This is a genomic window from Nocardioides hwasunensis (assembly GCF_014779665.1).
In the GTDB taxonomy this organism is placed as follows: Bacteria; Actinomycetota; Actinomycetes; order Propionibacteriales; family Nocardioidaceae; genus Nocardioides; species Nocardioides hwasunensis.
Map to the genome: position 1 here is coordinate 522,994 of NZ_JACXYY010000003.1, position 13,372 is coordinate 536,365.

Sequence of the window (13,372 nt, forward strand, 5' to 3'; positions counted from 1 at the left end):
TCGTCCCACGGACCGAGGTCACGCCATCAGCGAGCAACCGCACGACCGTGTGGGCGCTGCAGCGCTCGAGTGGTGCCGCCGGCTCGTCGATGCCCAGCCCACTGCCGGGTCCCTCGACGATCCCGTCGCCGACCACCTCGGACGGGTCTGCCTGGCTGCCCGGTCGGGACTCGAGATGGCGAGCGCCGTCGTGCTCGTCCGCGCCGGCGGCGAGAGCGAGACACTGGCGGCGTCCTCCGACCCGCTCGGCGCTGGTGCCGCGGAGCTCGAGCACACCCTCGGCGAGGGCCCGTCCCGCGACGCCCTGCGCCTCGGCCGCCCTGTCCTGCGGGCCGATCTCCTCGACGGCGATCCGAGGTGGGTGGCGTACGGGCCCGGACTGGCTGGTCGCGGCCTGCGATCGGTCTTCGCGTTCCCCCTCCACGTGGGCGCGGCCAGGTTCGGGGTGCTCACGATGTACGGCCGCGAGCCGCAACAGCTCGATCCGCTCCGCACCACGCGCTGCCTGGCCATGGCCGAGCTCGCCACGCAGGTCCTGCTGCGCAGCACCGAAGCCGGACCCCAGGGCGGACTGGCCCGCGCCCTCGACGATGCCATGGACCTCCGGGTGGAGATCTTCCAGGCCCAGGGCATGGCGATGGTCACCCTGCGCACCGACCTCGCCACCGCACTCGCCCGGATGCGGGCCCACGCCTACGAGACCGAACGAAGCCTCCACGAGGTGTCGCTCGACATCCTCGCCGGCCGCTTGACGCTCACCGACGAAAGGTCAGACTGATGAAGGTGCCGTCCGTGCACTGGCACACGCCCGCTGCGGTGACCACCGAAGGGGAACGACGATGATCTCGACCGAACGGCTCTCGGCACTCTTCGTGGAGGTCGCCGACACCCTGGTCGACGACTTCGACCTCGTGGACTTCCTGCACAACCTCACCGACCACGCCGCCGCCGTCAGCGGTGCGGACGCGGTGGGGCTGCTCCTCGCCGACCACCACCGCGTCCTGCGGTTCATGGCCGCGTCCAACGACACCGGGGAGATGCTCGAGCTCTTCCAGCTGCAGAACTCCGAAGGGCCGTGCCTCGACTGCTTCACCACGGGCGACCCGGTGGTCAACGCCGAGCTCGTGAATGCCGCGGAGCGGTGGCCGCGCTTTGCCCCCGCGGCGACGGCGGCCGGGTTGCGGTCCGTGCACGCCTTCCCGCTGCGCCTGCGCGAGGAGACCATCGGCGCGCTGAACCTGTTCAGCCGGACCGGGTCGCGCTTCGCCTCGGACGAGGTCGGGGTCGTCCAGGCCCTGGCGGACGTCGCGACCATCGCCATCCTGCAGGAGCGCAGCATCCTGCGTGCCGAGGTCCTGACCGAGCAGCTCCAGGGCGCGCTCAACAGTCGGATCGTCATCGAGCAGGCGAAGGGTGCTCTCGCCCAGATGGAGGGGTCTACGCCCGAGGAGGCGTTCGACCTCATGCGCTCGCGTGCCCGAGCCACCAGACGACGGCTCGTCGAGGTGGCGGCAGACGTGCTCGACAGCATCGGGCAGCAGCGCGACAGGCCCTGACGTCCTCGCCCTCGCACGACCTGTTTCACTGAGAGCATGCGTGCACTCGTCCAGCCCCAGTTCGGCAACCCGTCCGAGGTCCTCTCCGTCCAGGAGGTGCCGACCCCCGAGCCCGGGCCGGGGCAGGCGCTCGTCCGCGTGCTCCTGTCCCCCATCCACAACCACGACCTCTGGACGGTGCGTGGCAGCTACGGCTTCAAGCCCGAGATGCCCGCTCGCGCCGGCACCGAGCTCGTCGGTGTGGTCGGGGCGCTCGGCGAGGGGACCGACGGTCCCGAGATCGGCACCCGGGTCGCGATCGGCGGCGCCTTCGGCGCCTGGGCCGAGTACGTCCTTGCGCCCGCGAAGGCGCTGATCCCGGTCCCCGACGAGATGAGCGACGAGGCCGCCTCCCAGCTCGTCTCGATGCCGTTCAGCGCGATCGCCCTGCTCGACTTCCTCGAGCTCTCCGAGGGCGACTGGTTCGTGCAGAACGCCGCCAACGGCGCCGTGGGGCGCCTGCTGTCCCAGCTGGCCCGGGCACGTGGCGTGCACGTGCTCGGGCTCGTACGCCGTGCGGCGGGTGTCGACGAGCTGCGCGAGCAGGGCATCGACGACGTCGTCGCCACAGACGAGGACGGCTGGCAGGACCGGGTCCGCGAGATCGTCGCAAACGCCCCGATCGTCGCCGGAGTCGACTCCGTCGGCGGCGCCGCTGCCGGTGACATCGTCTCCCTGCTGGCCGAGGACGGCGTGCTCGTCGTGTTCGGCGCGATGGCCTCCCCGACCCTCGAGATCGGGTCGGGCGACGTGATCTTCAAGCAGGTCGTGATCAAGGGCTTCTGGGGCAGCAAGGTCTTCGGCGCCATGTCGGGCGACAAGCGCGCCGGCCTCATGGGTGAGCTGGTCAGCGGCATTGCGTCCGGAGCGCTCACCCTCCCGGTCGAGAAGGTCTTCGCGCTCGAGGACATCGCCGACGCCGCTCGGGCCAGCGGCGAGCCCGGCCGGCGCGGCAAGATCCTGCTGCGCCCCTGACGGGGCCTGCCGTCAGTCGACCTGCATCTCGCCGAGCTCGGACCAGTCGTCCTGGTCGACGGACTGGCTGACGATCTTCGGGGTCGACGCCAGGTAGGGCGGCAGCTCGGACTGGGCGGCCTTGAAGTGGTCGGAGCCGACATGGGCGCCGCCGGCGTCGCCATCGCGGAACGCCTCGATGAGGACGTACTCGTGCGGGTCGTCGAGGCTGCGCGACCAGTCGAACCAGAGGCAGCCCTCCTCGGCACGGGTGGCCTCGGTGAAGGCTCGCGAGATGGCGGGCCAGTCGTCGGCGTGCTCCGGCTTCACCTGGAACTTGGCGGTGATGAAGATCAATGCTCTCTCCTCGGGCGGTGACGGGGTGCGGTGTCGTCCCGACCCTACGAGCAGCACCTAGGCTGGCCGCGATCGCCATGACCCAGCCCTCGACCCAGCCCTCGCCCCGCGCCGCCTCCCGCGCCCGGCGGCTGCTGCTCGTGGTCGACGCCCCCTCCCTGCTGCACCGCAACCACCACGCGCGCGCCCACACCCGGCTCACGGATCGGCAGGGCCGCCCGGTCTGGGCGCTGCAGGGGATGCTGCGCCAGATCCTCGAGTCGATCGACACCATCGCACCCGACGCGGTGATCTTCGGTCTCGACGACCGCACCGGGTCGGTGCGCCGTGACGCCTACCCCGACTACAAGGCGGGTCGGGCCGAGAAGGACCCCGAGCTCGTCGACCAGCTCGACCGCGCCGGTGCGCTGCTCGATGCCCTGGGGCTGGCCACGATCACCCCACCCGGCCTGGAGGCCGACGACGTCAACGCCTCGGGCGCGACGTGGGCGGAGAGCAACGGCTGGGACTGCGTGATCATCACCTCCGACCGTGACGCCTTCGCCCACATCAGCCCGCACACGCAGGTGCTGCGCCTCATCGACGGCGGGATCCACGGCTCCCCGATGCTCAACCCGGCCAAGCTGTTCAACATGTACGGCGTCCGCGCGGCCAACTACCTCGCCTTCGCTGCCATGCGTGGCGACTCCAGCGACAACCTTCCGGGCGTGCAGGGCATCGGCGAGAAGACAGCGGCGATCCTGCTCGACGTCGCCGGCTCGATGGACGCCGTCTGGGCCGACATCGACCACGAGGGCGGTCGCAACCTCCTCGCCGCCCTCGACGACTGGTCGGCCGAGACCGGCGGCCGCCGCCTCGGCGCGACCGTCGTACGCCGCCTGATGGCCGACGGCGCCCGTGAGCGCTACGACTTCAACGTCGAGATGATGTCGGGCAAGCACGACCTCGACCTCGGCCTCACGCCCGACGTGCCGGGATCGCGCGGGTTGCTGCCGCTCGACTTCGACCGGGTCAGCCGGGTGGTGGGCTTCCTCGACAACGACTTCACCACCGACTTCGCGGTGCGGGTGCTGACCAGCAGGCCCGCTTCAGGCTGAGGTGCCGCCGAGCCGCGCCCGCAACCGCTCGACCTCCTCCTCGAGCTCGAGCACGAGGGCGATGCCGGCCAGGTTCAGGCCGTCGGCGAGCAGCGTACGGATGCGCACGAGCCGATCGACGTCATCTGCGCTGTAGAGCCGCGAGCCTCCGGACGTCCGGTCCGGGGTGAGCAGTCCGCGTCGCTCGTAGACCCGGAGGTTCTGGATCTCCATCGCCACCATCTCCGCCGCGACCGAGATGGCGTAGACGCCCTTGTCGCTCGCCGTCATGGGTCCTCCGTCGGGTGCTCAGAAAATTCTTGGCCTGGCGGCTTGATCCTGCCGGTGATCTTGACTATATAAAACCTGTATCACTCAGTACAGGTTGTGGGTCCTCGCGGGACTCACCCGGCAGATCCAGGAGGAGACATGTTGCTTCGAAACACCGACCCGTTCCGTGACCTCGACCGCCTCACCCAGCAGCTCATGGGCACGACCAACCGTCCCGCGGTGATGCCGATGGACGCGTGGCGAGAGGGCGATCGCTTCGTCATCGAGTTCGACCTGCCCGGGGTCAGCGCGGAGAGCATCGACCTCGACGTCGAGCGCAACGTGCTGACGGTCCGAGCCGAGCGAGTGGCCCGCAACGGCGACTGGGAGGCACTGGCCGCCGAGCGACCGCGGGGTGCCTTCAGCCGCCAGCTGATCCTCGGCGACAACCTCGACCTCGATCGCATCGAGGCCTCCTACACCGACGGCGTGCTGAGGCTGGAGGTGCCGGTCGCCGAGCGCGCGAAGCCCCGCAAGATCCAGATCGCTCGCGAGTCCGACAGCGCGCGCGAGCGCGCGGAGCTCAGCGCCTCGTAGGAGGCCGGTCCTTCCATCCCCGTGCCGTGGTGGTCGCAGCCCTTGCGCAGCGTGCTGCGACCGCCACGGCCCGACCACTCACCCCCGGCGTCGGCTCGGTCAGGAGCCGCTGGTGATCACCGGCACCATGACCGCCGTCATGACCGCGACGTTCATCGCGGCGATCGCCTGCGCGACCGCCTGGGCGACCGCATCACCGGCCACGACCTCCTCGGACACCTGCTCGATGCGGGCCTCGAGCTCCTTCTTCGAGAGCGTGCCCTTCTCCTCGGCAAGCACCTTCTCCGCCATGCCGAGGCCCTGGAGGACCGCCAGCAGCGTCGCGTCGGCAGGCTGCGGCGTGCCTCCCAGCAGCACGGTCCGCAGCTGCTCGCGGACGCGGCGCTCCGGCTCTGGGTCGATGACCGGGTACTTCGCGGGGACGAGGCCGAGTGCGCGCTTCTCCTCGATGCGGATCACGCCCTGCCCGGCGAGGGCCGCGGCCACGTGCTCCTCGACCGCGACCTTGCCGTCGGTGATGAGGGACGACAGCTTCTTGCCGTCCTTCTCCTGCAGCCTGGCCAGTGACGCGTCCAGGGCGGGATGACCGGTCGGGCCGGTGTCGAGGACGGTCATCCGCGGGTCCTTGTCGTCGCTGAGCGTCACGCGCTCGACGAGCACCAGGTCGGTGATGGCAGCGGCAGCGAGGCCGTACGTGCTCGCGGCGAACGCGCTCTCGGCCTTGCCGTCGTCGCGACGCAGGAGCAGGAAGAGGGACTCCGAGATCAACATGCCTCCGACCCTAGGCACGATCGGGTGTCGACGGATCCCCCGACTGACGGAGATCCACCCTGCTCACCCGGGCCGCCACGTGCACTCAGCTGCTGGCCGCTCCAGCGGCCGCCGCACCGGCCGCTGCCGTCGCCGCCGCCATGACGGCGGCGTTCATGGCAGCGACAGCCCGGGTCACGGCCGCGCCCGCCTCCACCTCGCAGGCGACCTCGTCGATGCGCTTCTTCAGCTCGCGCCTCCCCAGGGTGCCCTTCTCCTCCGACAGGACCTTCGACACCACCCCCAGTCCCTGCAGCACGCCGAGCAGCGCGGAGTCGGCCGGCTGCGGCGACCCGCCCGCGAGGACCGTCCGCAGACGCTCGCGGATGCGGCGCTCGGGCTCGGAGTCGATCACCGGGTACCTGGCGGGCACGAGGCCCAGCGCTCGCTTCTCCTCGATCTCGACGACGCCTGCCGCGGCGAGGTGCTCGGCCACGTGGCGCTCCGCCGCCACCTGGGAGTCGGTGACGAGCGAGGACAGCCGCTTGCCGTCCTTCTCCCTCAGACGCGCGAGCGCCGCGTCCGTCGCCGGGTGCCCGACCGGCGTGGGATCGGTGACGGTCACGCGCGGGTCCTTGTCCTCGCTGAGACTGACGCGCTCGGCGACGACGAGGTCGGTGATGATCGTGGCGGCGAGACCGTAGCCACGCTGGGCCGTCGCGCTCTCGGGCCTTCCGTCGTCGCGGCGCAGGAGCAGGAAGAGTTCCTCGGAGATCAGCATCCTCCGACCCTAGGCAGCGACGTCGCGCTCCGGATCCGTCTGCTGGTGGAGATCGAGGGACATCAGGCGGGCCGCGAGGTCCACCGCAGGGCCGAGGAGGGCGATGACGGCGAGCGTGCCGACACCGACCGTCGCGCCGAGCAGCCACCCGCCCAGCGCGCCCCCGCCCTGAACGAGGCCGTAGCTCCACCTGAAGGCGACCGGAGGGTCCCAGGCCAGGGCGGCCGCCTCGGCCGGACCGGCGCCAGTGTGGCTGCCCAGGTAGAGCGCGATCCCGATCGCGAGCACGGGGAACGCCGCGGCGAGCAGTCCGACCCGCCAGGCGACGCCATCGGGCGTCTCGAGCAGGTCCAGCACCACCGACACGACCACGCCGACCAGCACGACCTGCACGACGGTGCCGATCCCCGGGTAGACCCTGCGAGCGGCGGCCAGCGCCACCAGGACGACGCCGACGACCAGGTTGATGATCCAGAACGCCACGCCGGTGCTCAGCGTCAGCCCGTTGACGAACGTGGAATAGCCGTCGGAGCCGAGGTCGGCGGACAGCAGCATCGCCACTCCGGTCCCGAGCACGACGCAGCCGACGAGGAGCATGGCCGTACGCCGGGGGCTGGGGAGCACGGACGTCAGCATCTCAGCAGCGCGGCCGCGTTGCTCCACCGCGGAGGAGGGACAACTCGTCCCCCCACCCCTCGACGATGGGGGCCAGGAGCGGCTCCCCACGAGCGCTGTCGAAGGTGGCACAGGCGTCCTCGACCCGAGCGAACGTGGCACGGATCGCTGCCGGGTCGCCGTCGAGCGTCGCCTCCAGCAGGCTCAGCAGCGCGTCCGCCTCCCAGCCCGGCAGCGGGTGCTCGCGGAGCTCCCACGGCAGGTACTTGTGATACGGGCGGACCCGGCCCGCGAGCGTGAAGACGGTGTCGAGGAGCCACGGCACCGACTCGGCCGCGTCGAGCCGTCGTTCGAGTGCCCGACCGTCGCGGTCGTTCTTGAGGGCGCGGTAGGCGTAGTTGATCCACCCGTCCAGCCGGTCGTGCACGACGAGGATCTCCTCGGCCTCGGTCTCCGACACGGTCGCCTGACGTTCCAGCAGTGGCGCGAGCCGCCCGCCGGTGCGGTCGAGGAGGACCGGCGCCCACGCGAACGACCAGCGGTACCACCACCCGTCACTGCCGAACGACGGCACGTCCTCCAGCTCCGACAGGGCGACCGGGATCTCGTCGATGGTCGTCGACTTCATGGTGCTGCGCCCGTGTGCGCCCTCGTCGGTCAGGACGACGTAGACATCGAGGTCCGATCGATGGGTGTCCAACCCCCGACCCACAGAACCGGACAGCACCAGTCCCAGGAGGTCGGATCCGTGCGCACCCTCGTTGCGGGACGCGACCTCGATCAGGGCATCTCGTCTGCTGGTCGAGAGCGACGGAGGGAGGATGAGTTCGGTGGACACGCTGCTCACGCCGGCATCCTCGCAGCGCGCACGCGGCTCGGGCGACCGCTTTGTTCGGCGGTGGCTGAGCAGGTTGCGCACCCCCGCCTGCCGGTTGAGCAGGTCGCGCAGCGACCGTGTCGAAACCAAGGCCACCCCCGTCGACATCAGTCCTCACAGATCCGATTCCGCGATGGCCGTTGTCGGTGGTCGCCGATACAATCGAACACATGATCGACATTCTGGCAGCCGTACCCGAGGCAGAGGCAGACGACCTCTCCGCCTCGGCGCTGCTCGCCTCGATCCGCTCGGCCCGCGATGTCGAGCACGCCGCTGCAGCCGAGCAGCTCGACCTCGCCGCCCGGTGGGCCGACCTCCACCCACCCGAGTCCATCCACTCCGCCGCGTCGTTCACCGTTCCGGGGTGTGAGCACGAGGAACCCATCGCCGGCAACGGGTGCCCACTGGTCGCGGAGTTCTGCATCGCCGAGCTCGGCACCGTCCTCGGGATCTCCACTCTGTCGGCCAAGAAGCTCATCGGGCACTCGCTCGAGCTCCGCCACCGGCTCCCCCGCCTCTGGGCACAGGTCCAGGCTGGTGTCGTGCCCGCGTGGCGGGCCAGGTCGGTAGCCGAGGCCACCATCCACACCAGCCCAGTCCTCACCATCGAGGCCGCGGGGTGGGTCGACGCCCAGGTCGCCGCTGTTGCTGCACGTGTCGGTCCCGCGCAGCTCGACCGGCTCGTCGCCGAGACCATCACCCGCTTCGACCTCGCCGACCCCGACCCGGCCGCCGATCCCGAGGACGGCTACCTCCACGTCGACCCCAGGCACGTGACCGTGCACGGCCAGGACATCCACTTCGCCGGCACCGTCTGCATCGAGGCCGAGGTCGACCTCGCCGACAGCCTCGACCTCGACCGTGCCCTCGCGCATGGTGCGAAGGCGCGCAAGGCGATGGGATCGACCGAGTCCCTCGACGTCCGACGCGCCAAGGCACTCGGTGACCTCGCCCGCACCCAGACCGCTCTCGACCTCTTCCACCAGAGCACCCGATCAGCCAAGCCTGCTGCAGACGACGATGGGCTCCCGGCGGCGCGGCAGGTCGTGCTCTATGCCCACTTCGACGCCACTATGTCCGGCCAGCAGACCGTGTTCGGTCCGACCGGCCGCATGGAGCACGGCCGGCGCCTCGCCCTGCTGGACCAGGTCCAGGCGTGGTGCGCCGGCTCCCGCACCACCGTGACCGTCAAGCCCGTCATCGACCTCCACCACCAGCTCGTCACCCCGGCGTACGAGATCCCCGACCGTATCCGCGAGCACGTCATCCTCCGCGACCGCACCTGCGTGTTCCCCTGGTGCAGCCGACCAGCAAGGGCCTGCGACATCGACCACATCATCGCCTTCGACCACGAAGCAGATGCCGACGGCAGACCTCAGACCGGACCCACCACCACATCGAACCTCGCTCCGTTGTGCCGGACCCACCACCGCCTCAAGACCCACACCGGTTGGCGCTACCGCATGGTCGAACCCGGTGTCTTCGAGTGGACCAGCCCCCACGAGCATCGCTACCGACGCGACCACACCGGCACCACCCGCATCGACGAACCACCCGACTGACCGGGTCTCGCGACAGGACTCCGTCCTGACCCGACCAACGACCCCGAGCCGACTCCGAGCCGACTCCGCCAACTGCGAGCACGCCCCACACCCCCGCCCGTCCTACGACGGCGGGGGCAGAGGCATGTCGCGCACACGCCCGCAACCGGTGTCACCTACAGCAGGGACGGCGTCGGCTCGCATCACCGACATCGAGCTGGAGCACGCCGATCGCTTGTCGCAGCCCAGCCCGGCGTCCTACCCGGACGGTGCCGTACCGCAGTGAACGGGTAAACAGCGCCGGTGCCTCCAGCTCACTCCGTGACCTCGACCGGCATGCCAGTCGACCTCGCGTCGGGATCACCCTCGGGCCGGCGGACGGCACGCGACTTGAGGAAGGCAGCGACCGCAGCACCCAGGAGGGCGCCCAGCGTGTTCAGCAGGATGTCGTCGACATCGCCGAACATGCCCGAGAGCATCTGCCAGACCTCGGTCGAGGTCGAGAAGACGAGACCGGCGAGGGTGGCCACCAGCACCGGTCGCCGCGCGGACAGCACCGCGATCAACCAGCCGACAGGCACGAACATCGCGACGTTGCCGAAGATGTTGACGAGGCCCAGCGCCCTGTTGACGCTTCCCCACTCACCTCGGATCGTCTCGCCCAGGCGCCAGCTGAATTCACCGTCCTCATTCGAGAGGACGCCGCGAGCAGTGAGGGCGAGGATCGTCTTGACGGTGACCACGAGCATGGCGATCGTGAGGGCTCGGGTCACTCGTGAGCGGACGACCGCGACGTGGACCGCGGCCGCGAGCCCGACGGTGGCGACGACCAGCGTCGGCACGGGCCCGAGCGGCAGGTAGCGCCAGACGTCGTCGTCCAACATAGGGCTGAATCTAAGGGCGTGGCGAAGCAGAAGGACGTTCCGGCACCCCACTGCCGAGCCTCGACTCCCGTCCCCGTTCCTTGATCGCGGTGACGACCTCGGTCTTGGCGTCGGCGTAGGCGTTCATGTCGGCCCAGTCCTGCTCGAGCAGCGCGCGCTTGGTGCGCTCGTACAGCGCACGGTCGTCGTCATCGGTCCGCAACCGGTCCCGGAAGATCAGGTAGTCCCCGGCGAGCGGGTCACCCGCCTCCATCACATGGATGTGCGCGTCGAGCGCGGGCGTGCGCACCAGTCGGTGCCCCGGCTCGCGCACCCGCAGGACGTAGCCGGCGGCCACCAGCTGGTCGAGGTAGTCCTCCTCCGCCGTGATGTCCGCGACGGTGATCAGGACGTCGATGATCGGCTTGGCCGCGAGACCCGGCACCGACGTCGATCCGATGTGCTCGACCTGGAGAGCGGCCGGACCCAGCGCCGCGCGGATGCGGGTCTCGTGCTCGGCGTACGCCTCGGCCCACCGGGGGTCGTGGTCGGTCAGGAAGAGCGCACGCTTCACGACACCGCCGATGATCTCGACCGTGGTCACGTCGCGTCGACGGGGCTTCCTGTCGGTGGGCATGCCTCGATTCTTCCACCGCGTCGCATCGCGTCCGGACACGCCCGGAGGTGACGATCCGTTCACCCGATGTGCACCTGCAGGCCCCTCCGGCGCGGCGGGCGGCGTACGAGAGTGAGGACGCCCTCCCGCTGGAACTCGGACCGCGAAGGAACCTCACATGCGCCTGCCCGTTCGTCGTACGGCGATCGCCACCGTCGCCACGCTCTGCACCTCGCTCCTCCTCGCCGCACCCGGCCACGCCGGTCCGGGCGGCGGACACGAAGGCGGACACGAAGGCGGACACGGAGGTAGACACGGTGGGCACGACCACCGCGGCCACGGTGGCGGCACGAGCCGCTGGGTGGACGTCCCGACGCTCGTCGGACGCGCCACGATCGACGCCGACCACCTGGCTCCCGGCCCGCCGTCCGGCGCGCAGATGACACCGGCCAACGGTCGGACGGGCCCGTTCCCCGGCCAGGTCGTCCCCGGCTTCTCCGCGATGCTCGACAACGGCGACGGCACCTTCTGGGCGATGCCCGACAACGGCTTCGGCGCGAAGGGCAACTCCGCGGACTTCCTGCTCCGGATGTATCTGGTGCGCCCCAGCTTCGAGGGAGCCGGCGGCGACGGGTCGGTCGACCTGCCGGAGCTCATCTCGTTCGCGGACCCCGATCAGAGGGCGGGCTTCCCGATCGTCAACGACGACACCGAGGAGCGCCTGCTCACCGGCGCGGACTTCGACATCGAGTCGGTCGTGCGCCTGCGCGACGGCAGCTTCCTGGTCGGCGAGGAGTTCGGCCCGTACCTCCTGCACTTCGACACCGACGGCGTCCTGCTCGACGCGCCCGTGCCGCTCCCCGGCGTCCAGTCCCCGCAGAACCCGGACCTCGGCGGGGCGCAGCCCACCCTGCCGGCCAGCAAGGGCTTCGAGGCGACGGCGTACGACGGCTCGCGCTACGCCTACCCGATCCTCGAGGGCGCGCTGATCGCGGAGACCGACCAGCGCGTGCGTCGGATCAGCCAGCTCGACACCCGCACCATGCGCTACACCGGCAAGACGTGGACCTATCGCACCGTCGAGGCGGCCAACCTGGTCGGCGACGCCTTCATGACCGGCCGCGACCGGATGCTCATCCTCGAGCGCGACAACTTCGGCGGCGCGCAGGCCGTCACCAAGCGCGTCGTCGAGGTCGACCTCCGCAGGGCCGAGCCCGCCGGACACCTCGTCACCGAGCCCGTCCTCGACCTGCTCAAGATCGCCAACCCCGACGGCATCGGCGAGGGCGACGGCTACGGCACCGGTGAGGAGTTCTCGTTCCCGTTCGTCTCCGACGAGACGGTCGTCCAGATGCGGGACGGCAGCTTCGTCCTCACCAACGACAACAACTACCCCGGTGACGACGCCCGCGTGGACGGCGAGCCCGACGACATCGAGATCATCCACGTCGAGCTGCGGCGCCAGAAGCTTCGCACCGGCGGGCCGACGGTCTTCGCCCACCGCGGCGCCTCGGGCTACCGCCCCGAGCACACCATCGCCGCCTACGAGCTCGCCGCCCGCCAGTGCGCCGACTTCGTCGAGCCCGACCTCGTGATGACCAGGGACGGCGTGCTCGTCGACCGCCACGAGCCCGAGATCGGCGGCACCACCGACGTCGCCACTCGCGCCGAGTTCGCCGACCGCAGGGCCACCAAGCAGGTCGACGGTCGCGCAGTGACCGGCTGGTTCACCGAGGACTTCACCCTCGCCGAGCTCAGGACCCTGCGGGCCAAGGAGCGGCTGCCGCAGCTCCGCCCGGAGAGCACGACCTACGACGGGCTCTACCAGGTGCCCACCCTCGACGAGGTCCTCGCCTTCGCCCGCCGCACCGAGACCTGCGACGGCGAGCCGATCGGCGTGATCCCCGAGATCAAGCACAGCACCTACCTCGCCGACGCCGGCCTGCCGGCCGAGCAGCCGCTGCTCGACGCGCTCGCCCGCAACGGCGTCCGTCCCGGTGACACCCCGGTCGTGATCCAGAGCTTCGAGGTGGGCAACCTCCAGCGCCTCTCTCGGATGACTCGCTTCGACCTCGTCCAGCTCGTCGACTGCGCCGGCGCGCCCTACGACCAGGTCAGGGCCGGCACCGGGGTGACGTACGCCGACCTGGTGACCCGCGACGGCATGCGCAAGATCGCGAGGTACGCCGACAGCGCCGGACTGTGCAAGGACGTGATGATCCCGCGCCGGGCCGACGGCAGCCTGGGCAGGCCGACGGACGCGATCCGCAACGCCCACCGGGCCGGGCTCACCGTGACCGGCTGGACCTTCCGCCGGGAGAACTCGTTCCTGCCGCTGGAGTTCCGCTCCTCGGCCGACCCGGCCGCGGCAGGCGACGTCGCCGGCGAGATCCGGACCTTCCTCCGCGCCGGCATGGACGACTTCTTCACCGACCACCCCGACATCGGCGCCGCCGTGGCCGGCTAGCGCACGTCGTAGG

At 70.7% G+C, this 13,372-nt stretch carries 15 protein-coding genes; 7 read left to right on the forward strand and 8 right to left on the reverse strand.

Annotated elements, in window-relative coordinates; translation table 11 throughout:
* Positions 1–49: 49 nt before the first annotated feature.
* The 3 genes from IEZ25_RS09540 to IEZ25_RS09550 all read left to right on the forward strand — a co-directional run bounded on the left by IEZ25_RS09540 (position 50) and on the right by IEZ25_RS09550 (position 2,570).
* On the forward strand, positions 50–778 hold the full coding sequence (locus IEZ25_RS09540) for a GAF domain-containing protein (RefSeq protein ID WP_191199150.1): 729 nt from the start codon (positions 50–52) through the stop codon (positions 776–778).
* A 61-nt stretch (positions 779–839) separates the two neighbouring features.
* Positions 840–1,556, forward strand: coding sequence for a GAF and ANTAR domain-containing protein (locus IEZ25_RS09545; protein WP_191199151.1), 717 nt, complete (start codon positions 840–842; stop codon positions 1,554–1,556).
* Between the two features lie 36 nt (positions 1,557–1,592).
* Positions 1,593–2,570: a zinc-binding dehydrogenase gene (locus IEZ25_RS09550; protein WP_191199152.1), complete on the forward strand. Its 978-nt coding sequence runs from the start codon at positions 1,593–1,595 to the stop codon at positions 2,568–2,570.
* 12 nt (positions 2,571–2,582) lie between these two features.
* Here the strand turns inward: IEZ25_RS09550 and IEZ25_RS09555 are convergent, their stop codons facing one another.
* Complete coding sequence (locus IEZ25_RS09555; RefSeq protein WP_191199153.1) at positions 2,583–2,906, reverse strand: putative quinol monooxygenase; 324 nt, start codon at positions 2,904–2,906, stop codon at positions 2,583–2,585.
* A 77-nt stretch (positions 2,907–2,983) separates the two neighbouring features.
* On the opposite strand from IEZ25_RS09555, the gene IEZ25_RS09560 reads away from it, so the two are divergent.
* The gene (locus IEZ25_RS09560) at positions 2,984–4,003 is read left to right on the forward strand and encodes a 5'-3' exonuclease (RefSeq protein WP_191199154.1); all 1,020 of its coding nucleotides are present in this window, start codon (positions 2,984–2,986) and stop codon (positions 4,001–4,003) included.
* On the opposite strand, the gene IEZ25_RS09565 is transcribed toward IEZ25_RS09560, so the two are convergent.
* Positions 3,995–4,273, reverse strand: a complete 279-nt coding sequence (locus tag IEZ25_RS09565; protein WP_191199155.1) for a MerR family transcriptional regulator — start codon at positions 4,271–4,273, stop codon at positions 3,995–3,997. The two genes, IEZ25_RS09560 and IEZ25_RS09565, sit on opposite strands and share 9 nt — an antisense overlap.
* Positions 4,274–4,411: 138 nt before the next feature.
* Here IEZ25_RS09565 and IEZ25_RS09570 point away from each other — a divergent pair, with 138 nt between their 5' ends.
* Positions 4,412–4,849 (forward strand): Hsp20/alpha crystallin family protein, encoded by a 438-nt coding sequence (locus tag IEZ25_RS09570; RefSeq protein ID WP_318152146.1) that lies wholly within the window; start codon positions 4,412–4,414, stop codon positions 4,847–4,849.
* A gap of 99 nt (positions 4,850–4,948) precedes the next feature.
* Here the strand turns inward: IEZ25_RS09570 and IEZ25_RS09575 are convergent, their stop codons facing one another.
* The 4 genes from IEZ25_RS09575 to IEZ25_RS09590 all read right to left on the reverse strand — a co-directional run bounded on the left by IEZ25_RS09575 (position 4,949) and on the right by IEZ25_RS09590 (position 7,842).
* Positions 4,949–5,620, reverse strand: a complete 672-nt coding sequence (locus IEZ25_RS09575) for a GOLPH3/VPS74 family protein (RefSeq protein WP_191199156.1) — start codon at positions 5,618–5,620, stop codon at positions 4,949–4,951.
* Between the two features lie 85 nt (positions 5,621–5,705).
* The gene (locus IEZ25_RS09580) at positions 5,706–6,380 is read right to left on the reverse strand and encodes a GOLPH3/VPS74 family protein (protein ID WP_191199157.1); all 675 of its coding nucleotides are present in this window, start codon (positions 6,378–6,380) and stop codon (positions 5,706–5,708) included.
* 9 nt (positions 6,381–6,389) lie between these two features.
* Positions 6,390–7,004 (reverse strand): hypothetical protein, encoded by a 615-nt coding sequence (locus tag IEZ25_RS09585; protein WP_191199158.1) that lies wholly within the window; start codon positions 7,002–7,004, stop codon positions 6,390–6,392.
* Positions 7,005–7,017: 13 nt separating this feature from the next.
* Entirely contained in the window at positions 7,018–7,842 is an 825-nt protein-coding gene (locus IEZ25_RS09590) for a hypothetical protein (RefSeq protein ID WP_191199159.1), read from the reverse strand.
* A gap of 200 nt (positions 7,843–8,042) precedes the next feature.
* Between IEZ25_RS09590 and IEZ25_RS09595 the strand changes: the two genes are divergently transcribed.
* Entirely contained in the window at positions 8,043–9,434 is a 1,392-nt protein-coding gene (locus IEZ25_RS09595; protein WP_191199160.1) for an HNH endonuclease signature motif containing protein, read from the forward strand.
* Positions 9,435–9,727: 293 nt separating this feature from the next.
* Here the strand turns inward: IEZ25_RS09595 and IEZ25_RS09600 are convergent, their stop codons facing one another.
* Together IEZ25_RS09600 and IEZ25_RS09605 are read right to left on the reverse strand one after the other, a co-directional pair.
* Positions 9,728–10,297 (reverse strand): VanZ family protein, encoded by a 570-nt coding sequence (locus tag IEZ25_RS09600; protein WP_191199161.1) that lies wholly within the window; start codon positions 10,295–10,297, stop codon positions 9,728–9,730.
* 10 nt (positions 10,298–10,307) lie between these two features.
* Positions 10,308–10,913: a GrpB family protein gene (locus IEZ25_RS09605; RefSeq protein WP_191199162.1), complete on the reverse strand. Its 606-nt coding sequence runs from the start codon at positions 10,911–10,913 to the stop codon at positions 10,308–10,310.
* A 157-nt stretch (positions 10,914–11,070) separates the two neighbouring features.
* Here IEZ25_RS09605 and IEZ25_RS09610 point away from each other — a divergent pair, with 157 nt between their 5' ends.
* Positions 11,071–13,359 carry an esterase-like activity of phytase family protein gene (locus IEZ25_RS09610; protein WP_224748686.1) on the forward strand — a complete coding sequence of 763 codons (2,289 nt, stop codon included), beginning with the start codon at positions 11,071–11,073 and terminating at the stop codon, positions 13,357–13,359.
* Positions 13,360–13,372 lie beyond the last annotated feature (13 nt).